Genomic DNA, 23952 nt, shown 5'->3' with positions numbered 1-23952 from the left:
CGCACGCGGCACGGGCCGCCCGCCGCTCGTGGCGCGGCCGCCTCCGCCGCACGCGGCCGCACCGCTACCTCTTCAGCGCCTTGCGCAGCCGCAGTGCGCGCCGCGCCAGCCGGCGGACCCTCGGGTGGCGGGGGAGCGGAATGCCGCCGGGCAGGTTCAGGACGGTGAGGCGGCGGCGGGTGAAGTGGTGCCGGGTGCGCTCGGCGAACGGCCCGGACAGGTGCCGTACCGCCGGCTCCCGCAGCTCCGGCCGGATCTTCGGCTGCATCGCGAAGCCGACCGCCGCGACCAGGTCGTTCAGCTGGGCCGTCGCGATCGCGCCGCCGCCCTCCGCACCGGCCTCCAGCGGCGGTACGACCGCGTCGACCACGGTGAGCGGGATGCGGTTGCTGTTCTGGAACGGGGTGAGCCGCTCCAGCAGGCCGCGCGTCCCGACCCGGGCGACCGGCAGTCCGTAGAAGGTCCGCGCGGTGAGCAGCGCCGTGGAGAAGCAGCCGACGACGAGGGCGGGCCGCAGCTCGCGGTAGAGCACCTCGGCGAGCACCGGCCGGTCCTCGACGGTGAGCTCGGCGCCGAGCGCCGCCGCCTCCTCGGCCAGCGCCTTCGACCAGGTGTCGGGGGCCGTCGGATGCGGCTTGAAGACGAGCCGCCGGTGGCCCCGGGCGACCGCGCCCCGGACCATCTGCAGGTGCAGCCCCTCCTCCTCGGCGGCGGTCAGCAGGTTGAGCGCCGCCAGGTACTGGCCGAGGAGCAGCACGGGCCCGTCCTCGGAGGCCGCCGTGGCCACGGGACCGGCCAGTTCGTCGACGCACCGGGTGAACGCCTCCGTCGGCACGGTCTCCGGCACCGCCCCGAACTCGGCGAGCAGCAGCGGCGCGAGGCCGGGCACGAGGTCCAGGTGGAGCAGCCGGCCGACGCGCCCCCCGATCAGCGGGTCGATCTTGTTGCGGGTCGGCCCGTAGCTCATCAGACCGTCCGCGTAGACGGTGATGGGCGCGTCGGGCAGCAGTTGCGCGATGGCGAGCGCGGGCGTCACCTGGATCGATTCCAGGGCGAGTTCGACGTGGTCGTCACCGAGGTCCCAGATCCTGCGCAGATGGCGCTGGAGGAGCGGCAGGTCGCTCGCCCGGGGGGTCCAGCCGCCCGGGTGGAGCGGGGAGATCGTCTCGTTCCACGACAGGACGGAGTCGAATCGGCTACGGAGCCGTTCGAAGCCCTCGGCCCGGTCCATGGGCGGGGTCGTCTCCGGCACGGCGGCGTTGTCGGTGACGAGCAGGATCCGGCGGTCGGCGGGGCCGAAGCCGCCGCTGTCCAGGGCGGCGGCGATCGTCACCGCGCCGTAGAGGGTGGAGGCGCAGAAGATCTGGGTGGTCCGGCGGGTGCTCACGCGGCCACCTCCGCGGAGGCCGGGCCGACGCCGGTGCCGGTGCCGGGGCCGACACCGGTGCCCGCGCAGGCGCCGGTGCCCGCGCCCGGCGTCGGCGGCGGTGCCGGACGGCGCCGCCGCAGTCTCCGCAGCATCGTCGCGCGGTCCCCGCCCATCGCGGTGAGGGCCTCGTCGAGGACGTCCTGCGGCATGCGCCGCAGCGCGCCCGCGCTCATCGCCTTCAACTGACGGGCGACGTCCGGTTCGAAGCGTTCGATCGAGCCGATGTGATGGGAGATCACCGCGCAATAGGTGCGCACGGCTTTGGGAAGGAGAAGATCGGCGTCCGCGTCCTTCGCGGTCTCCTCGATCACCTGGTCGAAAGCGCGAATGAAATCCAATTGCCGTATGTCGCCGATCTGGGTGAGTGAGGTCGCCACTCCACGCCGGTAGAAGACACCGAGTTCACCGATCGCGGCGAACGATTCCGCCTCGCGGTGCAGTCGCCAGATCCACGGCCGGTCCTCGGCGGTCCGGAGTCCGTGCGTGAAATGCAGCAGTCCGCGGTCGAGGAGCCGCCGGTGGTAGATCCCCGCCCAGGCGTACGGGTAGTCGACCGACGTCGTCCGGTGCGCCGGCAGGATCGCGTCCCGCGGGTTCAGCACCTCGCGGCGCCGGGGGACCGGCGCGCGGCGGATGCCGCGGTTCCGGCCGGTGACGGAGACGTGGTCGGTGCGCAGGAAGTCGCAGCCGAGGTCCTCGGCGGCGGCGACCAGGCGGGAGTAGTAGCCGGGGGCGAGCCAGTCGTCCCCGTCGAGGAAGGTGAGGTACTCGCCGCGAGCGGCGTCGAGACCGGTGTTCCGCGCGGTGGCGAGGCCCCCGTTGTGCTCGTGCCTGATCAGGACGGCACCCGGGATCTCGCGCGCGGCCCGCTCGAGGATCGCCGGGGTCCCGTCCGACGAGCAGTCGTCGACGAGCAGGAACTCGAAGTCCTCGCGGGCGTTGGCCCGCAGGCTGGTGAGGGTGTCGGGGGCGTATGTCTGCACGTTGAAGAACGGCACGACGACGGAGAGCTTGACCACGCGGTCGACGCTAGGTGCCGTCCCGGCATTCCCACCGACCGTCGGGCATCTCTTCGGTGAACACGAAGCGGCGGGCCGATTAACCACCTTTCCCGGCAGGGAGAATCAGCCCCCATAAGTCCGGTTCACGACCCGCTTCAGCAGGAGGAGAGGCTCTGTTCACCGTTTGTTGTGGCCCAGTTGGGCCGAAAAGCGGAATGCCCTTCTAGCGTCCTCGGCGTGCCAGCAAGTACCAGAGAAGCGGTACGGGTCGCCGTACTCGCCGACTCCGACACCCGGTGGAAATGGGGCGCCCTCACGGCGCGCCGCATCACCACGGCGACCGCCGAACCCACCGGATTCGTCCTGCGCGGACGGGCGACCCCCACCGAACGCCAGCTCGCCGAGACCGGGGTGTCCACCGCCACCCCGCGCGAGGTGACCGGTGCGGAGTTCCTGCGCGCGGTACGGGACGCGGAGACGCGCGGCGAGGGATTCGACGTCGTCGTCCTCGCTCTCGTCGGCGGCACCGTACGGGCCGTCCTCCAGGGTCTCGCCGACCTGGGCCTCGCACGGCGTCCCGTGATCGTCACCGGCTACGTCGGCGTCGTCTACGAGAAGCTGACCGACGGTCTGCTGCTGCGCCACGGCGCCGACGTCGTCCTCGCCAACTCCCGTCACGACGCGGAGCGTTTCCGCGCCGTGTACGAAGGAGTGGGCGCCGGGGCCGACTCGGTCGTCGAGGCGGCCCTGCCCTTCCTCGGCGGCGCCCCGCACACCCCGGAGGCCGGCCGCGACACCCTGGTCTTCGCCGCCCAGCCGTCCGTGCCGGTCACCCGGACCGAACGCGCCTACGTGCTGCGACGGCTGATCGAGCACGCCCGGCTCCACCCGGGTCGCGAGGTGCTCCTCAAGCTCCGCTCCAAGCCGGGCGAACACACCACGCACCTGGAGGAGTACCCGTTCCAGAAGCTGGTCCGCGAGCTCGACCCGCCGGCCAACTTCACGCTCGTGTACGGGCACATGGGCGAGGTCCTCGACCGCACCGACCTGCTGGTGACCGTCTCCTCGACGGCCGCCCTCGAAGCCCTCCACCGGCGCATCCCCACCGCGATCCTCACCGACCTCGGGGTCCGCGAGGCCCTCGGCAACCACCACTTCGTCGGCTCCGGTCTGCTCGCCTCCTTCGACCGGCTCGACAAGGGGCTCGCCCCGACGCCCGACGAGGCCTGGCTCGCCCGGCAGGGTGTCGCCTCCGACGGCTCGTACGACGCGGCCTTCGACACGGCCCGCGACCGGGTCACCGAACTCCTCGCGCTCCCCGCGCTCCCCCCGATCACCCCCTACTACACGACGGAGACGGCGCCCGGCTACCTGCCCGGGATCCTCGCCCGCCACCGCCTGGACGTCACCGCCCCGGAGGCTCGCGAGAGCGGCCTCCGCAGGGTCGTCCGGGAGGCCGCGCGGGGCGCGTACCGCCACGGCGTGCAACGCGTCGCCCCCGTCATCCGCCGTCTGGGAGAACTCTGATGACCACCACCGTGCTCGCCGTGATCCCCGCGAGGGGCGGTTCGAAGGGCGTGCCCGCCAAGAACCTCGCCCCGGTGGCCGGAGTCCCCCTGGTCGCCCGCGCCGTCCGGGCCTGCCTCGGCGCCCGCCCCGTCACCCACGTCGTGGTCTCCACCGACGACGCCGGCATCGCGGCCGCCGCCCGCACCGCGGGGGCGGAGGCCGTGCGGCGGCCCGCCGAGATCGCCGGCGACACCGCCACCAGCGAGGCCGCGGTCCTGCACGCCATGGACGCCTTCGAGGCCACTCACGGCCGCCCGGCCGACGTGGTCCTGCTCGTCCAGTGCACCAGCCCCTTCCTCAGCTCCGCCGAGGTCGCCGAGACCGTCGAGCGCATCACCTCCGGTGCCGCCGACACGGCCTTCACCGCCGCCCCGTCGCACGGCTTCCTCTGGCGCGAGACGGTCGAGGACGGCGCCACCGGCGTCAACCACGACAAGGCGCACCGGCCCCGCCGCCAGGACCGGGAGCCCGAGTACCTGGAGACCGGCGCCGTCTACGCGATGGACGCTGCCGGCTTCCGTACCCACAAGCACCGCTTCTTCGGCCGCACGGCCCTCGTCGTCACCGACCCCGCCCGGGTCCTGGAGATCGACGACCCGCACGACCTGGCCCGCGCCCGCGTCCTCGCGCCGCTCCTCGACACCCCGGCCACGCCCGGCTTCGCGGACGTCGACGCCGTCGTCCTCGACTTCGACGGCACGCAGACCGACGACCGGGTCCACCTGGACGCCGAGGGGCGCGAGTTCGTCTCCGCCCACCGCGGCGACGGTCTCGGCATCGCCGCCCTGCGCCGCGCCGGACTGCCCGTCCTCATCCTCTCCACCGAGCAGAACGCCGTCGTCGCCGCCCGCGCCCGCAAGCTCAAGATCCCCGTCCTGCACGGCGTCGACCGCAAGGACCGGGCCCTCAAGGAGTGGTGCGAGGCCGAGGGCATCGACCCGCAGCGCGTGCTCTACGCCGGAAACGACGTCAACGACCTTCCCTGCTTCCACCTCGTCGGCTGGCCCGTCGCGGTGAGCAGCGCACACGACTCCGTACGGGCCGCGGCCCGCGCGGTCACCGTCACCCCGGGTGGCTCGGGGGCGATCCGCGAGATCGCCGCCTGGCTCCTCGGACCCGAGCTCGACACCCCCAACTCCTAAGGAACAGAACCATGAACACCCGTATCCGCACCCTCGGCGACAAGACCGCAGGCCCGGGCCACTCCGTCTACATCACCGGCGAGATCGGCATCAACCACAACGGCGACCTCGACAACGCGTTCGCGCTGATCGACGTGGCCGCCGAGGCCGGCTGCGACGCCGTCAAGTTCCAGAAGCGCACCCCCGAGATCTGCACCCCGCGCGACCAGTGGGACATCGAGCGGGACACCCCCTGGGGCCGGATGACGTACATCGACTACCGTCACCGCGTCGAGTTCGACGAGACCCAGTACCGCGCCATCGACGAGCACTGCAGGAAGCGCGGCATCGACTGGTTCGCCTCCCCGTGGGACACCGAGGCCGTCGCCTTCCTCGAGAAGTTCGACGTCCCCGCCCACAAGGTGGCCTCGGCCTCCCTCACCGACGACGAGCTGCTGCGCTCGCTGCGCGCCACCGGCCGTACGGTCATCCTCTCCACCGGCATGTCGACGCCGGCGCAGATCCGTCACGCCGTCGAGGTCCTCGGCAGCTCGAACATCCTGCTGTGCCACGCCACCTCGACCTACCCGGCCAAGGCCGAGGAGCTCAACCTGCGCGTCATCCAGACCCTGCAGGAGGAGTACCCCAACGTCCCGATCGGCTACTCCGGCCACGAGACCGGCCTCCAGACGACGCTGGCCGCCGTCGCCCTCGGTGCCACCTTCGTCGAGCGCCACATCACCCTCGACCGCGCCATGTGGGGCTCCGACCAGGCCGCCTCCGTCGAGCCCCAGGGGTTGCAGCGCCTGGTCCGCGACATCCGCACCATCGAGGCCGCCCTCGGTGACGGCGTCAAGAAGGTCTACGAGTCGGAGCTCGGCCCGATGAAGAAGCTCCGCCGGGTCCAGGGCCTCGTCGCCGCATGACCGGGCAGCTGGCGTTCGTCGAGAGCCCGGTCCAGCTCCTCAACGTCCTGGAATGGGCGCACACCCAGGCTCCCGCCACGGGCGCGCCCTCCGCGGCACCCGCCGGCGCGGACGGCCCGGCGGAGGCCGTGCCCGCCGGTGCGGTCACCACGGCGCCCGACTCCGCGGACGCCGGTGCGGTCACCACGGCGCCCGAGCCCGCGGACGCCGGTGCGGTCACCACGGCGCCCGAGCCCGCGGACGCCGGTGCGGTCACCACGGCCCCCGACTGCGCGGACGCCGGTGCGTCCGTACGGGCGCCCCGCTCGACGAACGCCGCCCAGGGTGCGGCACGGCCCGCACCCGCCCTGACGGTCGTCGTCCTCTCGCCGACCGACCCCATGTCGCGGGGCCAGCTGCGCCGGATGGCCCAGCTGGCCCGCGACGAGGGCCTCACCGTGCACTGGCAGGAGGCCCGCGGCGGCCGGGGCGCGCTCGTCCGCACCCTGCGGGAGCTCGCCCGGCCGCTGCGCTCGGCGGAGCGGGTCATCATCGGGGACCCGTTCTCCCGGTACGTCCAGCTCCTCCTCACCCTCTTCGCCCCCCGGCACCTGACCGTGGTGGACGACGGCACCGCCACCATGGAGTACGCGGCCCAGGTCGGCCGCGGCGAGCGCCTGGTGCGCTGGCACCGCAGGAACAGCGGCCTCGACCCGCGCGAGCTGGTGCTGGCGCCGGTGAGCCTGCTCGCCAGGAAGCGCCTCGCCCCGACCTCCGGCCGTACGGTCGAGATCTTCACCTCGCTGCCCGTCGAGGTCCCCGAGGGCATCACGGTCACCGAGAACTCCTACGCCTGGACCCGGGCCCGCTTCGGCCCGCCGCTGCTCACCGGCGGCGCGGACCTGGTGGGGACCTCGCTGGTGGAGACGGGGGTGGTCGACGCCGCGCACTACGACCGGGTGGTGGCGGAACTCGCCCGCACCCATGGCGCCACCCGCTACTTCGCGCACCGCAGGGAGAGCGCCGAGAAGCTGCACCGGATCGCGGTCGAGACGGGCCTCCAGGTGGTCCGCCCGGAACTGCCCCTGGAGCTGATCGCCCGCCGCGGCCCCATCGGCCGTACGGTCGTCAGCTTCCCGTCCACGGTCGTGCACACCCTGCCGCTGGCCCTCGCCGGCACCGGTGTGAAGGTCGCGGTCTGCGAGATCTCGCCCGAGTGGCTGCGGGCCACCGCCTCCCCGCGGGCCCAGGGCTTCCTGTCGGGGGTGACGGGCACGGCGGCCCACGAGGTCGACCGGCTCACGTCGCGGGCGGCGACCCAGACCGATCGGCTCGAATTCGGCTGAGCGTACCCATATGGAAGGGGCTTCATGCCTGTCGAACCGAGAATCTTTCCCCTAACGGGCTGAACTTTTCGTGATCAACGGGCAGTTGACCTCTCCGGAGGCCTACCCTTCAAAGGGTGAACCAGTTGAAGTCCCGAGAGCCAGGCTCCGTCACCCTGCCCGGAACGCTGTCCGAACCCCTGCGTGTCGAACTGATCGCCTTCCGCAGGGACTTGCACATGCACCCGGAGCTCGGGAACCAGGAGTTCCGTACGACCGCCGCGCTGAAGGCCCGCCTGGAGGCGGCCGGGCTCGCGCCGAAGGTCCTGCCGGGCGGCACCGGGCTCATCTGTGACATCGGCACCCCGGACCCCGAGCGGCCGATGCTCGCGATCCGCGCCGACCTCGACGCGCTGCCGATCCCCGACGTCAAGACCGTCGCCTACCACTCCACCGTGGCCAACCGCGCCCACGCCTGCGGACACGACGTCCACACCACCACCGTCCTCGGCGCCGGACTCGTCCTCGCCGAGCTCGACCGGCAGGGCCTCCTCCCGGCCCCCGTGCGGCTGCTCTTCCAGCCCGCCGAGGAGGTCCTCCCCGGCGGCGCCGCCGACGCCGTCGAGGCCGGTGTCCTCGACGGGGTCGGCCGGATCATCGCCGTGCACTGCGACCCCAGGGTGGACGCAGGGAAGATCGGGCTCCGCACCGGTCCCATCACCTCCGCCTGCGACCGCCTGGAGGTCACGCTCGACGGGCCCGGCGGCCACACCGCCCGTCCGCACCTCACCACCGACCTCGTCACCGCCGCCGCCCGCGTCGCCGTCGACGTCCCCGCCGTCCTGTCCCGCCGCGTCGACGCCCGCTCGGGCCTCTCGGTCACCTGGGGCCGTATCGAGTCCGGCCACGCCTGCAACGTCATCCCGCAGCACGCCGAGCTCTCCGGCACCGTCCGCTGCCTCGACCTGCCCACCTGGCGGGAGGCGCCCGACCTGGTGCACGCGGCGATCGACGAGATCGCGACCCTGCACCGGGCCAAGTCGACCGTGACCTACGTGCGCGGTGTGCCGCCCGTCGTCAACGACCCGGCCGTCACCGAGCTGCTCCAGTCCGCGATGACCGCCCGTCGCGGGCCGTACGCGATCGAGGACACCGAGCAGAGCCTCGGCGGCGAGGACTTCTCCTGGTACCTGGAGCACGTGCCGGGCGCCATGGCCCGCCTCGGCGTCCGCACCCCCGGGGACACCCGGGTCCGCGACCTCCACGCCGGCGACTTCGACGTGGACGAGCGCTGCATCGAGGTCGCGGTGGAGCTCTTCACGGCGGCGGCGCTGCTCGACGCGGCACCAAAGCGCTGATTTCAGGCCAAACGGCAGCCGTGATTCCGGCCGGACGGATGCTTCATCCGTCCGGCCCACCGGCGTCCCCCCTCCGGTCCAACGGCCCGGCGTGGCGCCCCCGGACCCTCTTCCCGGCGCCCGGACCCCGAGATATAACCGGCGGTACCGGGCCGAACGCCCCCGGTCGCCTCGACTGGCCGGTTCGCGACGATCCGATAACGACTCATGAACGGGTCTTTAACTGACATCTACGCGCGTTACGATCGCCGCGAAACCAGCGCCGGAAGAGGCGCTTTCGGTCAGTCTTGAAGGGACCCTCCTCTTGCGCCGGATCACCAGGATCACGACCGTGGGCATCGCCTCCGCGGCGCTCGCCCTCTCCGCCACCGCGTGTGGCAAGTCTTCGACGGACTCCGGCTCCAGCCCGAGCTCGAGCGCGAAGGCCACGAAGGCCGCCATCGCGTACGACATCGGCGGCCGCGGCGACCAGTCCTTCAACGACGCCGCCTACGCGGGCCTCAAGAAGGCCGAGGACGAGCTCGGCGTCAAGGGCGCCGAGGCCGAGCCCTCCGAGGGTGAGGGCGACGCCGACAAGGTGCAGCGCCTGACCGCGCTCGCCCGCGCCGGGAACAACCCGGTCATCGGCGTCGGCTTCGCCTACGCCCCGGCCATCGAGAAGGTCGCCAAGGCCTACCCGAAGACCACCTTCGGCCTCATCGACGACACGTCGAAGACCGGCCCGAACATCGCCAACCTCGTCTTCAACGAGGAGCAGGGCTCCTACCTGGCCGGCGTCGCCGCCGCCAAGGCGTCCAAGACCGGCACGGTCGGCTTCATCGGCGGTGTCGAGGTTCCGCTGATCAAGAAGTTCGAGGCGGGCTTCGCGCAGGGCGTCAAGGACACCAACCCCAAGGCGAAGGTGCTCGTCCAGTACCTGACCCAGCCGCCGAACTTCGACGGCTTCTCGAAGCCCGACCTCGGCAAGGCCGCCGCGGAGGGCCAGCTCGACAAGGGCGCCGACGTGATCTACGCCGCCGCCGGTCTGGCCGGCTCGGGCTCGATCGAGGCCGCCTCCGCCGCCGGCAAGTGGGCGATCGGTGTCGACTCCGACCAGTACAACCAGCCGGGTCTGGCCTCGTACAAGGACAGCATCCTGACCTCGGTCACCAAGGACGTCTCGGACTCCGTCTTCAACGTGATCAAGTCGGTCCAGGACGGCAAGCCGCAGTCCGGTGAGGTCCGCTACGGCCTCGCCACGGACGGCGTCGCCCTGTCCGACTCCAACCCGAAGTACAAGGAGATGAAGGACCTCATCGCCGCGGTGGACAAGGCGAAGAAGGACATCATCGACGGCAAGATCACGGTCAAGACCGCTCCGTAAGGACGCACTGGTCAACGACCCAAGGCCCGGCAACGGTGGCACCCCCATCGTTGCCGGGCCCCATTCCCGTACGGGATTTCATTTTTCGGCAGCGCTACGCGTGTAGATGTCTCCCTGGCACGATAACTTCACCCCGCCCTGCCCTCCCGCTCCCACTCCTTCCGGCCAAGGAGAGTGCGTCATCAACGCGTCCAGCCCCCCTGCCGTAGAACTGCACGGCATCACCAAGCGATTCCCCGGCGTCGTCGCCAACAAGGACATCGCCATCACGGTCCGCAAGGGCACCGTGCACGCCCTCATCGGCGAGAACGGTGCCGGCAAGTCGACCCTCATGAAGATCCTCTACGGCATGCAGAAGCCGGACGAGGGCACCATCGCGGTCGACGGCCAGCAGGTCACCTTCTCCAGCCCCGGTGACGCCATCGCGCGCGGCATCGGCATGGTGCACCAGCACTTCATGCTCGCCGACAACCTCACCGTCCTGGAGAACGTCGTCCTCGGCGGCGAGAAGCTCTACGGCATCGGCGCCAAGGCGCGGAAGAAGATCCAGGAGATCTCCGACGCGTACGGCCTCGGGGTCCGCCCCGACGTCCTCGTCGAGGACCTCGGCGTCGCCGACCGGCAGCGTGTGGAGATCCTCAAGGTCCTCTACCGCGGCGCCAAGATCCTCATCCTCGACGAGCCGACCGCGGTGCTCGTCCCGCAGGAGGTCGACGCGCTCTTCGACAACCTGCGCGAGCTCAAGTCCGAGGGCCTGACCGTCATCTTCATCTCCCACAAGCTGGGCGAGGTCCTGAAGGTCGCCGACGACATCACCGTCATCCGCCGGGGCACCACCGTCGGCACCGCCGACCCGAAGACCGCCACCACCAAGCAGCTCGCCGAGCTGATGGTCGGCAGCGAGCTGCCCTCGCCGGAGACCCGCGAGTCGACGGTCACCACCGTTCCGATGCTCCAGGTCCAGAACCTGACGCTGACCGAGGCCGGCGCCGTCGCCGCCACCCCGCTGACCAGCGCCGCACCGCCTGACCCGGCGAAGACCGTCGTCGTGCTGGAGGAGACGGCCGGGGGCCGCAAGCTGCTCGACGACATCTCCCTCACGATCCACAAGGGCGAGATCCTCGGCATCGCCGGTGTCGAGGGCAACGGCCAGACCGAGCTCATCGAGACCCTCATGGGCATGGCCACCCCCGACGCGGGCGTCATCACCCTCGACGGCGTGGACATCTCCAAGGTGTCGGTGCGCAAGCGCCGCGAGGGCGGCATCGGCTACATCCCCGAGGACCGCCACCGCCACGGCCTGCTCCTCGAAGCGCCGCTCTGGGAGAACCGCATCCTCGGTCACGTCACCGAGGAGCCCAACTCCAAGCGCGGCATCCTCGACCCGAAGGCCGCGCGCAAGGACACCGAGCGGATCGTCCGCGAGTACGACGTGCGCACCCCCGGGATCGACGTCACCGCGGCCTCCCTCTCCGGCGGCAACCAGCAGAAGCTGATCGTCGGGCGCGAGATGAGCCACGCGCCCAAGTTCCTGATCGCCGCCCACCCCACCCGCGGTGTGGACGTCGGCGCGCAGGCGCAGATCTGGGACGCGATCCGGGACGCCCGCCGCGAGGGTCTCGCGGTGCTGCTGATCTCCGCCGACCTCGACGAGCTGATCGGTCTCTCCGACACCCTCCGGGTCATGTACCGCGGCAAGCTCGTCGCGGACGCCGACCCCGCCACCATCACGCCCGAGCAGCTCGGCTCCGCCATGACCGGCGCCGCCAGCGGCCAGCTCGAAGGCGCAGAGCAGCCCGAAGACGGTGACGCCCGATGATGAAGTTCGACAAGGACAAGTTGATCCTGGGCGCGGCGGGACCGGTGCTCGCCCTGGTCACCTCGTTCGTGCTCACCGTGCTGGTGCTGCTGGCGACGGGCCTCGACCCGATCGAGCCGATCCGGCTGATGATCGACAACGCCGGTTTCGCCGACATCCAGGTCCTGATCGTCAACCAGACCGGGATCTACTACCTGGCGGCCCTGGCTGTGGCCATCGGCTTCCGGATGAACCTCTTCAACATCGGTGTCGACGGCCAGTACCGGCTCGCCGCGATGGTCTCGGCCCTCGTCGGCGCCTCGATCGAGCTTCCCGGCCCGCTGCACATCCTCGTGATCGTGCTCGTCGCGATGTTCACCGGAGCCTTCTGGGCCGGCATCGCCGGCATCCTGAAGACCACCCGCGGTGTCTCCGAGGTCGTCTCGACGATCATGCTGAACGCCATCGCGACCTCGCTGGTGGCCTGGCTGATCCTGCCGAAGAACTTCGGCGTCCAGCCGGAGGGCTCGAACAACCTCACCACCGGTGAGATCTCCGAGTCCGGCTGGTTCCCCGGCATCGACATGGGCGAGGGCAACGGGGTCATCTACGGCTTCACGTTCGTCGCGCTCGCCCTCGGCGTCGTCTACTGGTTCGTCCTCAACCGCACCCGGTTCGGCTTCGACCTGCGCGCCACCGGCGCCAGCGAGTCCGCCGCCCAGGCCAGCGGCGTCGACGCCAAGAGGATGATCCTCACCTCGATGCTGCTCTCGGGCGCGCTGGCCGGCCTCGCCGGCATGCCGACGCTGCTCGGCGAGTCCCACACGTACAGCCTCGACTTCCCCGTCGGTGTCGGCTTCACCGCCATCACCATCGCGCTGCTCGGCCGGAACCACCCGGTCGGCATCTTCTTCGCGGCCCTGCTCTTCGCGTTCCTCGACAAGGCCTCCTCGTCGCTGGACACCGAGGGCTACCCGAAGGAGATCACCAAGATCATGCAGGGCATCATCGTGATCGCCGTGGTCGTCTCCTACGAGCTCGTCCGCCGTTACGGCCTCCGCCGCCAGCAGCAGAAGGTCGGCGAGGAACTCGCCGCCGGCGGCGCCATCAAGACCGACAAGGAGGTCTCGGCATGAGCACCGGCACTGTCACCAAGCCGAGCGCCGCGCCCAAGGGCGGCGGACGCCGCAAGCTCACCCTGCCGTGGATCATGCTGATCGTCGCGGCCGGTCTTCTGCTCTTCTCCTTCGTCCGGGCCGTCTCCGGGGCCAACGACCTCACCTCGGTGGGTCAGGTCTCGGGTGCGCTCAAGCTCGCCGTGCCGATCGGTCTCGCCGGTCTCGGCGGTCTCTGGGCCGAGCGCGCGGGCGTCGTCAACATCGGCCTCGAAGGCATGATGGTGCTCGGCACCTGGTTCGGCGCCTGGGCCGGATACCAGTGGGGCCCCTGGACGGGTGTCCTGGTCGGTCTCCTCGGCGGTGCGCTCGGCGGTCTGCTGCACGCGATCATCACCGTCACGTTCAACGTGAACCACATCGTCTCCGGTGTGGCGGTCAACATCCTCGCGGTCGGCTTCACCCAGTACCTGTCGAACTTCACGTTCGCCGAGGCCGAGGGCGGCTCCTCCAAGCAGTCCCCCCGCATCGACGAGATCTACGAGATCACCGTGCCGGGTCTTTCGGACTGGCTGACCGATCTCCAGGCCAAGCACTGGTTCTTCATCTCCGACCTGGCCGGCATCCTCGGCGGCCTCGTGACGAACCTGTCGCTCCTGACGGTCGTCGCGCTGCTGCTGATCCCGGCCACCTGGTGGCTGCTCTGGCGCACCGCCTTCGGCCTGCGCCTGCGCTCCTGCGGTGAGAACCCGGTCGCGGCCGAGTCCCTCGGCGTGAACGTCTACAAGTACAAGTACATCGCCGTCACCGTCTCCGGCGCCCTCGCGGGCCTCGGCGGCGCGTTCCTGGCGATCGTCTCCACCGGCATCTACCAGGAGGGCCAGACCGGCGGCCGCGGTTACATCGGTCTCGCCGCGATGATCTTCGGTAACTGGATGCCCGGCGGCATGGCGCTCGGCGCGGGCCTCTTCGGCTTCACCGACAGCCTCAAGCTCCGCGGCGGCGCCGAGAACGTCCACGCGCTGCTGCTGCTGGTCGCCGTGCTCCTGCTGATCGCCGCCCTGTGGCAGCTGTACAAGAAGAAGTACGTGGTCGGTGTCATCTCCGCGGCCTTCTCCGGCGGCTTCTTCCTCTGGTACGCGCTGACCGACGAGGTCCCGAGCCAGTTCGTCGACGCGGCCCCGTACGTCACCACCCTGCTCGTGCTCGCCCTCTCGGCGCAGCGCCTGCGCATGCCGAAGGCGGACGGCCTGCCGTACCGCAAGGGCCAGGGCAAGTGACGGCCGCCCTCGCCGAGGCCGACTGGGAGGCCCTGCGCGTCACGGCGCGCGAGGCCATGGCCCGTGCGTACGCCCCGTACTCGGGCTTCCCGGTCGGTGCGGCGGCCCGGGTCGAGGACGGGCGGACGGTCTCCGGCTGCAACGTGGAGAACGCCTCGTACGGCCTCAGCCTGTGCGCCGAGTGCGGGCTCGTCTCGGAGCTCCAGGCGACCGGCGGCGGGCGCCTCACGCACTTCGTGTGCGTGGACGGCCAGGGCGAGTCCCTGGTGCCGTGCGGCCGCTGCCGGCAGCTGCTGTACGAGTTCGGGGGCCCCGAGCTCGTACTGGAGACGCCCGCCGGGCTCCTGACCCTCGCCGAGATGCTGCCGCAGGCATTCGGCCCGGACCACCTCGCGAAGTAAACCTCGGAGCGGCCCTTCCGGCACGATGGGAAGGGCCGCTCCTCCTTTCCCCCTCTATGCGCGTAGAAAGAGGCACCACCATGGACGTCATCTCCGTCATCCGCACGAAGCGGGACAAGGGTGAGCTGAGCCCGGAGCAGATCGACTGGGTCATCGACGCCTACACCCGCGGTGCGGTCGCCGACGAGCAGATGTCCGCCCTGGCCATGGCCATCCTGCTGAACGGCATGAACCGCGCGGAGATCGCCCGCTGGACGGCGGCGATGATCGCGAGCGGCGAGCGCATGGAGTTCTCCTCCCTCTCCCGCCCGACCGCGGACAAGCACTCCACCGGCGGCGTCGGCGACAAGATCACCCTCCCGCTCGCCCCGCTCGTCGCCGCCTGCGGCGCGGCCGTCCCGCAGCTCTCCGGCCGCGGCCTCGGCCACACCGGTGGCACGCTCGACAAGCTGGAGTCCATCCCCGGCTGGCGCGCGCTGCTCTCCAACGAGGAGATGCTGCACGTCCTCGACACCACCGGCGCGGTCATCTGCGCGGCGGGCGACGGCCTGGCCCCGGCGGACAAGAAGCTGTACGCGCTCCGCGACGTCACGGGCACGGTGGAGGCGATCCCGCTCATCGCCTCCTCGATCATGTCGAAGAAGATCGCCGAGGGCACCGGCTCCCTGGTCCTCGACGTCAAGGTCGGCACCGGCGCCTTCATGAAGAACATCGAGGACGCCCGCGAGCTCGCCTCCACGATGGTCGGCCTCGGCACCGACAGCGGCGTGAAGACGGTCGCGCTGCTCACCGACATGTCGACCCCGCTCGGCCTCACCGCCGGCAACGCCCTGGAGGTCCGCGAGTCGGTCGAGGTCCTGGCCGGCGGCGGCCCGGCGGACGTCGTCGAGCTGACCATCGCGCTGGCGCGCGAGATGCTCGCGGCGGCCGGCATCGAGGACGCCGACCCGGCGAAGGCGCTGGCCGACGGCTCGGCGATGGACCACTGGCGCCGGATGATCGCGGCCCAGGGCGGCGACCCGGACGCGGCCCTCCCGGTCGCCCGCGAGCAGCACGTCGTCACCGCCCCGTCCTCCGGCGTCCTGACCCGCCTCGACGCCTACGACATCGGCATCGCCGCCTGGCGCCTGGGCGCGGGCCGCGCCCGCAAGGAGGACCCGGTGCAGGCCGGCGCGGGCGTCGAGATCCACGCCAAGCCGGGCGACACGGTGACGGCGGGCCAGCCGCTCGTCACCCTCCACACGGACACCCCGGAGAAGTTCGACTACGCGCTGCAGTCCCTGGGCTCGGCCTGGGACATCGCGGCGGAGGGCACGTCCTTCACCCCGAACCCGATCGTGCTGGACCGCATCGCGTAGTGCCCTGATCGACGCTGGCATGTGCCAGTGACACCTTCGGGTGAACGGGACCGGTGGACCTGCACCGGTCCCGTTCGGCATGCTGGGATCGGTGACGCACCGATAGAGGAGACCGCGATGAGCGCACTCGCTGCCGAGCCCCGGAACAGCCAGGGCAACGGCTGGGAGGACCTGGTCCGTCGCTGGGAGTCGATGGACTGGCCCGAGGGCTGCAAGGTGGAGATCATCGAGGGGATCATCACCGTGGCGCCGTCACCGGCCAGCCGTCACAACTCCATCGCCTCGCGGGTGCATCGGCGGCTGGTTCTCGGCATTCCGGAAGAGTGGGGCGTGGTGCAGACGCAGGCGATTGCCGTGCCCGCGCGCAGGGGCATGTTCATTCCGGACCTCGCCGTTCTTCCCTTGGCGGTGCTCGACGGACCCGGCCAGTACGTGGCAGCCGATGCCGTCGAGCTCGTTGCCGAAGTCACCTCGCCCTCGAACGCGAACCACGACCGCATCACGAAGGCGGCCGCGTACGCGCGAGCGGGAGTCCCGCTGTACCTCCTCATCGACGCGCACGCCCCCGGCGGCCCCACCGTGACCCTCTACGGAGAGCCGAAGGGCGACGTCTACCGCGTCCTGCGCGCCGTGCCGTTCGGGGAGGAGATCCACCTCCCCGCCCCCTTCGACCTCGCCCTCGAAACGGCGGAGTTCCCGGTCAGCTGAGCCCTGCTCCCAGCAGCCCCCTCAGCTCCCGCATGTCCTCGAAGACCACCGTGGCCGGGCCCGCCAGGCTGGCCGCCGGGGTCAGGCCGCCGGTGTAGCCGAAGGCGCGCATGCCGGCCGCCCGGGCCGCCCTGACGCCGTACGGGCTGTCCTCGACCACCGCGCAGCGCTCCGGCGGGACGCCCATCGTGGCCGCCGCGTGCAGGAAGAGGTCCGGGGCCGGCTTGCCCCGTGCGACGTCGCGGGCGCTGAACATCCGCCCCTCGAAGCGGTCCAGGAGGCCCGCGCGGCCGAGGTTCTTCCGGATGGAGGCGTGGCTGCCGTTGGAGGCGAGGCAGTACGGGACGGCCAGCGCGTCCAGCAGGTCCGTGACCCCCTCCACGGCCGTCAGTTCCGCGTCCAGGGCGTCCTCGTACCGCTGCTTGAAGGGTGCCTGCCAGTCGGGCTCCAGCGGGCGGCCCCGCCGCTCCTCCACGATCGCGGTGAGCATGTCGTGCGGGGAGCCGACGAAGTACTCGACCATCTCCGCCTCGGTGAACTCCGCCCCGAGGCTCGCGAACACCTCCCGGTCCACACGGCAGTAGATCCGCTCGCTGTCCACCAGGACGCCGTCGCAGTCGAAGATCACCAGTTCGGCGGGTTCAGGAGTCATGATCCCGACCCTAAGGCCGAAGTGATCACCGATGAGTTCTGGTCCGAGGGCCGGTCTCAAGCCGTGTGGACACCAGTCGACCGCTCGTCGTGACCCTGACCGCCCGCCCCACCGGGGACGAGGTGGCGCGTCTGTGTACCGAGCTCCGGGCCGCGCCGCCCGGGGACGTGGTCTGCGAGGTCGGCGCCCTCGCGCCCGCCGACCTCACCGCCGTCGACGCCCTCGCCCGGCTGAAACTCGCCGCCGGGCGCAGCGGGCACCGGATCCGGTTCGACGGAGCGGGGCCCGACCTGCGGGCCCTGCTCCTCCTCACCGGTCTCGACGGAACGCTGCCGACCTAGGCCCTGTCGTCAAACTCCCGTCGTCGCCCGAAGGGCGGGGCAGACGGGAGTTTGACGACAGGGCCTAGCCGGGCCCCTACGCCTCCAGCCGGGCCGGCAGGTCGAAGAGCGGGAACCAGCGCTCGGTGTCCAGGAAGAAGTCCATCCCGGCGACCTTGCCGTCCCGGAGCTCCAGGACGATCAGCGCCCACGGGCTGAAGCCGCCCGTCGACGGGTCCGGGTGGTACTGGGCGAAGGCCGGGGAGCCGTTCGCCACGGTCGGCACCAGCTTCGAGCCCGCGCACACCTCGCCGACGCCCAGCATCCAACCGACGATGTCGTCGTGCCCCTGGAGCCAGAGGTCGTACGGCGGCATGGACATGGTCGCGTCCTCGTGGAGGAGCGCGGTGAGCGCCTTCATGTCGTAGCCCTCGAACGCGGCGACATAGCGCTCCAGGAGGGCCTTCTGCTCCTCGTCGAGGGGGTTCGCGGTGTCGGAGGCGGCCGGCGCCTGCTCGGCCAGCGTCGCGCGGGCCCGCTGGAGGGCGCTGTTGACCGAGGCGACGGAGGTGTCGAGGAGCTCGGCGACCTCGCTCGCCTTCCAGGCCAGCACCTCGCGCAGGATGAGCACCGCCCGCTGCTTGGGCGGCAGATGCTGGAGCGCGGCCACGAACGCGAGCCGCACGGTCTCCCGGGAGACGGCCGCCTCCGCCGGGTCGGCGACCGAGGGCAGCACCCGCCCGTCGGGGACGGGCTCCAGCCAGGTGATCTCGGGCTGCTTCACGAGCTGCGCCTGCGCGACCGGCGTCGGAGAGGTCAGGTCCATCGGCCGTGCCCTCCGGTTGCCCGCGTTCAGCGCGTCCAGGCAGACGTTGGTGGCGATCCGGTAGAGCCAGGACCGCAGGGAGGAGCGCCCCTCGAAGGAGTCGATGGCCTTCCAGGCCCGCACCATGGTGTCCTGCACCGCGTCCTCCGCCTCGAAGGAGGATCCGAGCATCCGGTAGCAGTAACCGGTCAGCTCCCGGCGGTACGTGTCGAGTTGGTCGGTCGTCGCGGTCGCGGCGTCGCTCATCGGGTCCACACCCCACTCACCCCTCACCGGCACCCGTTCGGTGCCGGTGAGAGGGAAGCTACCGCAGCGGACTGACAGTCGGGGTCAGGTTCCCGGCTTGCGCCCGTAGATGTAGACGTCGTCGCCGTTCCTGAGCAGGTTCCAGTACGCCTTGGCGTCCGCGGAGCGCATGTTGACGCAGCCGCCCGAACCCGGCGGGTTCCACATGGACTTGGTCGTCGAGTGGAAGGCCTGTCCGCCGTCGAAGAACTGCGAGTACGGCATGGAGACGTGGTAGAGCGTCGACCAGTGGTTGATGTTCCGCCAGTAGATCTTCTTCGACCCGGTCCGGGTCTCGGTGCCGTCCTTGCCCGTACGGACCGGCACGGGCCCGTACTTGAGGCGCGAGCCGTCCTGGATCCAGCTGAGCTGGCGGGTGAGGTCGACGCACGCGATCCGGCCCCGGTTGGTCGGACACTTGCGGTCCTTGTTGGGGTTGGACCCCGCCGCCTTCTGCTGGTTCATCGTGTTCATCGTGCGCCAGGTGATCGTCCCGGCGTACCCCGCGGCCGGGGTGATGCCGTGCTTCTTCTGGAAGGCCTGGATGGCCTTGCAGTCGGCGAGCGACTGGCGTCCGTCGGCCGTGCGGCCGAGGAACTTCTCCACCTGCTTCTGGTACGGGCCCGTCGTCACGTTGCAGGACGCCGCCTGCGCCGGAGCCGCACCGAGCGCGATCGTCATCGGCAGCACCAGCGAGGTGAGGCCGGCGGCGATACCGGCTCTTCTGGCTATCCGACCCGTGATTCTCTTCATGATCGTCAACTCCCCCTTGAGTCCTATCTGTCAGGACGTCCGGGGGAGCGACTCAGTTGCAGCGGATCCGGCCGCGATCAGCAGGACGCGGCGAGCCGTCCCTGCCGTGCCTCCACGCGCGCGCTGTGACTGCCGTACAGGGTCACCGAGACGACACCGAGGACCGCGACGAGACCGATCAGGACCGTGCCGGCCCACCCGCCGGCGTGGAACGCGATCGCACCGAGCGTGCCGCCCGCGCTGCTGCCCAGGTAGTACGCGGACTGGTAGAGCGCCGAGGCCTGCGCGCGGCCCGTGGTGGCCGTCCGGCTCACCGAGGAGGAGGCGACCGCGTGGCCCGCGAAGAAGCCGGCCGTGATCAGGACGAGGCCCGCGAGGACCGCCGGCAGCGCGTCGGAGAGCGAGAGCAGCAGGCCCGCGGCGGTGGTGGAGACCGCCAGGTAGAGCGCCCCGCGCCGGCCGAGCCGGCCGACGAGCCGGCCCGCGGCGGCGGAGGAGACCGTACCGACCAGGTAGATCAGGAAGATCGAGCCGATCACGCCCTGCGGCAGCGAGAACGGGGCCTCGACCAGGCGGTAGCCGATCACGGTGTACACCGCGCCGAACACCGTCATGAACAGGGCGCCGATCGCGTACAGCCGCATCAGCAGCGGGTCCGCGAGGTGCCTCCGCACGGTCCGGGCCAGCGCCCTCGGGTTGAGCGTGCCGGGCGTGAAGTGCCGTGCCTTCGGCAGCAACGCCCGGAAGGCCAGCGCGCACAGCAGGGACGTCAGGCCGACGGCGGCCAGACCCGCCCGCCAGCCCCACATCTGGGCCACCCAGCCGGTCACCAGCCGGCCGCTCATGCCGCCGACCGAGTTGCCCGCCACGAACAGGCCGATCGCGGCGATCAGCGCCTTGGGGCGGACCTCCTCGGCGAGGAAGGCCATCGCGGAGGCCGGCAGCCCGGCGAGCGCGGCGCCCTGGATCGCGCGGAGGGCGACCAGGGACTCCAGGTTCGGGGCGAGCGGCACGAGGAGCGCGATGCCGACCGCGACCGTCAGCGAGGCGATCATCATCGTGCGCCGGCCGAAGCGCTCCGACAGGGCGCTGAGCGGGATCACACACAGGGCGAGGGCGCCGGTCGCGGCCGAGACCGTCCAGGAGGCGGCGGAGGCGGTGGCGCCGAACTCGGCCGAGATGGCCGGGAGGAGGGCCTGCGTGGAGTAGAGGAGCGCGAACGCGGCGAGGCCGGCGGCGAAGAGCGCGAGGCTCAGACGGCGGTAACCGGGGGCGCCGGGGGCGAGGCGGGTGTCGGCAGGGGCGGGGCGGGTGTCGGCGGACGCGTGGGTGGCGGCCGCCTCGGTACTGGCGGAAGGCATGTCTCGAACGTAGGACGCCCCGCTTCATGCGTCCAATGCACGGAACTGCTGTAATCGTTCCCATGGTGCATGAGTACAGGTCACAGCCTCGCCTGTCACCGAACAGTAACGAAGAAGACATGGGACCGCTGCTCGCCCCGCGGCTCGCGTACTTCGCCGCGGTCGCCCGGCACGAGCATGTGACCAGGGCCGCGGCCGAGATGGGCGTCCCGCAGTCCACGCTCTCCCGCGCGGTGGTCCGGCTCGAACAGGACCTCGGCGTCAGCCTCTTCGCCCGCCGCGGCCGCACGGTCTCCCTCACCCCCGCCGGGCGCCGCTTCCTCACCGCCGCCGAACGGGCCCTCGCCGAGGTGGAGCGGGCCGCCGACACCGTACGGGCCGACGCCGACCCCACCGCCGGCCGCGTCGCCTTCGGCTTCCTCCACACCATGGGCTCCGAGACCGTGCCCGGCCTCATCCGCGCGTTCCGCGTCGACCACCCGGGGATCCGCTTCACCCTCGTCCAGAACTACGGCGAGGCCATGATCGAACGGCTCCGGGCCGGCGACCTCGACCTCTGCCTGACCTCGCCGGTGCCGGACGCCCCCGACCTGGTCGCCCGGCGCCTCGACGAGCAGCGGCTCCGGCTCGTCGTCCCCGACGACCACCGGCTCGCGGGCCGCAAACGCGTCCGCCTCGCCGAGGCCGCCGACGAGACCTTCGTGACCCTGGAACCTGGCTACGGACTCCGCCGCATCACCGACGACCTGTGCGCGGACGCCGGCTTCCGGCCCCGGATCGCCTTCGAGGGCGAGGAGGCCGAGACCCTGCGCGGCCTGGTCGCCGCCGGCCTCGGCGTCGCCCTGCTGCCGCCGCCCGCCGTGCCGCGCCCCGGCGTCGTCGAACTCACCGTCACCGCACCGCGCGCGGTCCGCGAGATCGGCGTCGCCTGGCTGGACGGCCACCCGGACACGGCCCCGGTGGCCGCCTTCAAGAAGTTCCTGCTCGGCAGGCGCGGCCATCTGCTCCCGAAGGAGCCCGCGGCGCCCCTGGTCCCGGCGGAGACCGACGCGGCGGGGCCCTCACCTGCGGAGTGAGCCCCCGAAGCCCGCCGCGAGCGGCATCCGCAGGCCCAGCGGCGGGGGAGCGGCCAGCGCGTCGGCCACCGGCCGGGCGACCGGCCGGGCGAAGAGCGCCCCGAGCACGAAGTCGGCGGCGAGGGCCCGCACCTCGTCCGCGTACTGCCGCAGCGCGTGACCGTCCGAGTGCACCTCGAACCGGCAGGTGTCGCGGTTCGCCTTCTTCGCCCGCTCGGCGTACCGGAACGACAACTCCGGGTCCGTACGCGCGTCGTTCGTCCCGTGCACGAGCAGCACCCGGCGGCCCACCAGCTGCCGTACGGCCTCCGGTTCCGCCGCCCTGTCCTCCTCCGGCAGCCACGGGGCGAGCGCGAGGACCGCGCCGACCGCGCCGTGCCCGGCCGCGCGAAGCGCCGCCCTGCCGCCGAGGCCGTGGCCGACGAGGGCGACCGGGACGTCGCCGTAGCGCCGCACCGTCTCCGCGACGGCCCAGGAGGCGTCCGCCGCGAGGTTCGCGTCGGTGCCGTTCCAGCCGCGCCCGCGGTAGCGCACCACATGGGCGACGAGCCCCTCGGACCGGCCCGCCCGCACCAGTCCGCGCCCGAGCGGCAGCATCGCCGCGTGCGCCAGCGCGGAGGCGCGCCGGCCCGACTCCGGCTCGCCGTCCGGAAGGAGCAGCACCACGCCGCCCACCGCCGCCGACGTGCGGGAACCTCCAACAGGCCGACCGAGCCGGGGTCTCCGGGTTTCGGGCGGCCCCACGAGTGCGAAGTGCGCCATGACAGAACAGTCTCAGAAGGAGAGGTGTACGCCAGCCGTACGCGCGGTCTCTGTTACGTATCGTCCGGCGGGGCACCCTTGTCCGGCCGAGTTCAGTACGTGACGGTGATCCGCCGCGCGGGACCGTCGACGCCGCCGATGCTCGCGATGACGGCCTTGATCTCCGGGTCGGCGAACGCGGCGTTCAGGTCGGCGGCGCGCTCCCGGGGCGTCGAGACCCAGGCGCGTGTGGTCGGGTACTCGACCGGGACCAGGCCGAACTCCCGCCGCAGCCGGTCGAGACCCAGCTCGTAGGGCATCGGGAGGAGCCCCGGCAGGCCGCTCGACGGGGAGACGACCGCGACCTTGTCGCCGGGCCGCGGCTTGGGCGGGTGCACGGGTGTCGGCATGCCGCTACACCCGCTCGAAGCAGTGGAGGGTGTCCACGACGGTGAAGCCCTTCCGCCCGTACCAGCGGTGCGGCCAGTTCCCCTCGTTCGCGCTCAGGAAGCGGAGGTCGCAGCCGGCCTCGGCCGCCAGGTGCAGCGCCGTGTCGAGGACCCGTCCGGCGTGGCCCCGCCCGAGGTGCGCCTCGGCGGTGACCAGGTCCTCGATCCGGGCGACGCCGGCCGCCGGGTCGAGGTACAGGTCCGCCCACGAGGCCACCTCGCCGTCCTCGGTGTACGCGGCGAGGAACCGTACGTCGTCCGCGGCCCCGAGCCGGGCCAGCCGCCGCTCCACCAGGTGGTGGACCTCCTCGTCGGACACCCCCGGCACGAACCGGCGCCAGGCCTCCGAGGCCGGCGCGCGCAGCTCCTCCAGATCCACCTGCCGGGCCCCGGCGTGCGCCGGGACCCGACCGGTGTGCCGCATGAGATACGTGGCCGCGTGGGTGTAGCCGGCCCGCTCCAGCGGACCCCGGCAGGCGGCCGCGACCTCGCCGTCGACGACGTACACGAGCCGGTACGGGAGATGGCCGAGCAGTTCCTCGGCCCGCGCGGGCAGCGCCTCGGGGTCGGTCGATCCGTCGACCAGGACGTGGTTGTTGCCCCGGGAGTGCGTGTACCGGTCGTCGAGCGCGGCGAAGCCGCCGGGGAAGTCGACGACCCGGTCCGCCTGCCGTCGGTGGAAGCCGGACACGGAGTCGTGGATGCGCCGCAGTTCAGCGTCGGGGGCCGCGGAAGTCATGGGCCCACGCTAGGTGTTC

General features: G+C 71.9%; 22 protein-coding genes and 1 pseudogene. 14 read left to right on the top strand and 9 right to left on the bottom strand.

The genetic code is table 11. The annotated features are described in order from the left end of the window. Positions 1-64: 64 nt before the first annotated feature. Entirely contained in the window at positions 65-1387 is a 1323-nt protein-coding gene (locus ACIP84_RS26580) for a polysialyltransferase family glycosyltransferase (RefSeq protein WP_401800880.1), read from the bottom strand. Further along, complete coding sequence (locus ACIP84_RS26575) at positions 1384-2448, bottom strand: glycosyltransferase family 2 protein (RefSeq protein WP_401800877.1); 1065 nt, start codon at positions 2446-2448, stop codon at positions 1384-1386. Before ACIP84_RS26575 ends, ACIP84_RS26580 begins: the two co-directional genes overlap by 4 nt. A gap of 219 nt (positions 2449-2667) precedes the next feature. On the opposite strand from ACIP84_RS26575, the gene ACIP84_RS26570 reads away from it, so the two are divergent. The 12 genes from ACIP84_RS26570 (at position 2668) to ACIP84_RS26515 (ending at position 16731) form a co-directional block, all read left to right on the top strand. Continuing rightward, complete coding sequence (locus ACIP84_RS26570) at positions 2668-3957, top strand: DUF6716 putative glycosyltransferase (protein WP_401800874.1); 1290 nt, start codon at positions 2668-2670, stop codon at positions 3955-3957. Next, positions 3957-5141, top strand: a complete 1185-nt coding sequence (locus ACIP84_RS26565; RefSeq protein WP_355966395.1) for an acylneuraminate cytidylyltransferase — start codon at positions 3957-3959, stop codon at positions 5139-5141. Before ACIP84_RS26570 ends, ACIP84_RS26565 begins: the two co-directional genes overlap by 1 nt. A gap of 11 nt (positions 5142-5152) precedes the next feature. Continuing rightward, positions 5153-6046 (top strand): N-acetylneuraminate synthase family protein, encoded by an 894-nt coding sequence (locus ACIP84_RS26560; RefSeq protein WP_401800871.1) that lies wholly within the window; start codon positions 5153-5155, stop codon positions 6044-6046. Beyond that, complete coding sequence (locus tag ACIP84_RS26555; protein ID WP_401800869.1) at positions 6043-7371, top strand: hypothetical protein; 1329 nt, start codon at positions 6043-6045, stop codon at positions 7369-7371. The genes ACIP84_RS26560 and ACIP84_RS26555 overlap by 4 nt, the downstream gene beginning before the upstream one ends. 116 nt (positions 7372-7487) lie before the next feature. After that, on the top strand, positions 7488-8708 hold the full coding sequence (locus ACIP84_RS26550) for an amidohydrolase (RefSeq protein ID WP_355966401.1): 1221 nt from the start codon (positions 7488-7490) through the stop codon (positions 8706-8708). A 304-nt stretch (positions 8709-9012) separates the two neighbouring features. Then, positions 9013-10071, top strand: a complete 1059-nt coding sequence (locus ACIP84_RS26545) for a BMP family ABC transporter substrate-binding protein (RefSeq protein WP_355966404.1) — start codon at positions 9013-9015, stop codon at positions 10069-10071. A 106-nt stretch (positions 10072-10177) separates the two neighbouring features. Further along, positions 10178-11890: an ABC transporter ATP-binding protein gene (locus ACIP84_RS26540; RefSeq protein WP_355966407.1), complete on the top strand. Its 1713-nt coding sequence runs from the start codon at positions 10178-10180 to the stop codon at positions 11888-11890. Next, positions 11887-13005 carry an ABC transporter permease gene (locus ACIP84_RS26535; protein ID WP_355966410.1) on the top strand — a complete coding sequence of 373 codons (1119 nt, stop codon included), beginning with the start codon at positions 11887-11889 and terminating at the stop codon, positions 13003-13005. Before ACIP84_RS26540 ends, ACIP84_RS26535 begins: the two co-directional genes overlap by 4 nt. Then, on the top strand, positions 13002-14264 hold the full coding sequence (locus ACIP84_RS26530; RefSeq protein ID WP_355966413.1) for an ABC transporter permease: 1263 nt from the start codon (positions 13002-13004) through the stop codon (positions 14262-14264). Before ACIP84_RS26535 ends, ACIP84_RS26530 begins: the two co-directional genes overlap by 4 nt. Then, positions 14261-14665, top strand: a complete 405-nt coding sequence (locus tag ACIP84_RS26525) for a cytidine deaminase (protein WP_401800865.1) — start codon at positions 14261-14263, stop codon at positions 14663-14665. Before ACIP84_RS26530 ends, ACIP84_RS26525 begins: the two co-directional genes overlap by 4 nt. 80 nt (positions 14666-14745) lie before the next feature. After that, complete coding sequence (locus ACIP84_RS26520) at positions 14746-16023, top strand: thymidine phosphorylase (RefSeq protein ID WP_401800863.1); 1278 nt, start codon at positions 14746-14748, stop codon at positions 16021-16023. A gap of 117 nt (positions 16024-16140) precedes the next feature. Next, positions 16141-16731, top strand: a complete 591-nt coding sequence (locus tag ACIP84_RS26515; protein ID WP_401800861.1) for a Uma2 family endonuclease — start codon at positions 16141-16143, stop codon at positions 16729-16731. Here ACIP84_RS26515 and ACIP84_RS26510 read toward each other — a convergent pair. Beyond that, positions 16724-17383 (bottom strand): HAD family hydrolase, encoded by a 660-nt coding sequence (locus tag ACIP84_RS26510; protein ID WP_401800858.1) that lies wholly within the window; start codon positions 17381-17383, stop codon positions 16724-16726. The two genes, ACIP84_RS26515 and ACIP84_RS26510, sit on opposite strands and share 8 nt — an antisense overlap. 65 nt (positions 17384-17448) lie before the next feature. Between ACIP84_RS26510 and ACIP84_RS26505 the strand changes: the two genes are divergently transcribed. Next, the gene (locus ACIP84_RS26505; protein ID WP_401800856.1) at positions 17449-17724 is read left to right on the top strand and encodes an STAS domain-containing protein; all 276 of its coding nucleotides are present in this window, start codon (positions 17449-17451) and stop codon (positions 17722-17724) included. Positions 17725-17800: 76 nt separating this feature from the next. Here the strand turns inward: ACIP84_RS26505 and ACIP84_RS26500 are convergent, their stop codons facing one another. From ACIP84_RS26500 to ACIP84_RS26490, 3 genes are all read right to left on the bottom strand, one after another. After that, complete coding sequence (locus ACIP84_RS26500) at positions 17801-18775, bottom strand: sigma-70 family RNA polymerase sigma factor (protein WP_355969953.1); 975 nt, start codon at positions 18773-18775, stop codon at positions 17801-17803. 84 nt (positions 18776-18859) lie between these two features. Beyond that, positions 18860-19567 carry a L,D-transpeptidase gene (locus tag ACIP84_RS26495; RefSeq protein ID WP_355969950.1) on the bottom strand — a complete coding sequence of 236 codons (708 nt, stop codon included), beginning with the start codon at positions 19565-19567 and terminating at the stop codon, positions 18860-18862. Positions 19568-19644: 77 nt separating this feature from the next. After that, entirely contained in the window at positions 19645-20928 is a 1284-nt protein-coding gene (locus ACIP84_RS26490) for an MFS transporter (RefSeq protein WP_401800852.1), read from the bottom strand. 62 nt (positions 20929-20990) lie between these two features. On the opposite strand from ACIP84_RS26490, the gene ACIP84_RS26485 reads away from it, so the two are divergent. Continuing rightward, on the top strand, positions 20991-22004 hold the full coding sequence (locus ACIP84_RS26485) for a LysR family transcriptional regulator (RefSeq protein ID WP_401800849.1): 1014 nt from the start codon (positions 20991-20993) through the stop codon (positions 22002-22004). Here ACIP84_RS26485 and ACIP84_RS26480 read toward each other — a convergent pair. The 3 genes and pseudogenes from ACIP84_RS26480 to ACIP84_RS26470 form a co-directional block, all read right to left on the bottom strand. Beyond that, positions 21990-22766: an alpha/beta hydrolase gene (locus ACIP84_RS26480; RefSeq protein ID WP_401800847.1), complete on the bottom strand. Its 777-nt coding sequence runs from the start codon at positions 22764-22766 to the stop codon at positions 21990-21992. The genes ACIP84_RS26485 and ACIP84_RS26480 overlap by 15 nt on opposite strands. Before the next feature lie 125 nt (positions 22767-22891). Continuing rightward, positions 22892-23155, bottom strand: a pseudogene (locus ACIP84_RS26475) (LD-carboxypeptidase); the annotation flags it as partial. Positions 23156-23159: 4 nt separating this feature from the next. Continuing rightward, positions 23160-23933 carry a GNAT family N-acetyltransferase gene (locus tag ACIP84_RS26470; protein WP_401800844.1) on the bottom strand — a complete coding sequence of 258 codons (774 nt, stop codon included), beginning with the start codon at positions 23931-23933 and terminating at the stop codon, positions 23160-23162. Positions 23934-23952 lie beyond the last annotated feature (19 nt).

It is taken from the genome of Streptomyces sp. NPDC088707 (assembly GCF_044752725.1).
Classification (GTDB): domain Bacteria; phylum Actinomycetota; class Actinomycetes; order Streptomycetales; family Streptomycetaceae; genus Streptomyces.
Note: the sequence above shows the minus strand (reverse complement) of the source record. Positions and strands in the feature narration are given on the sequence as shown.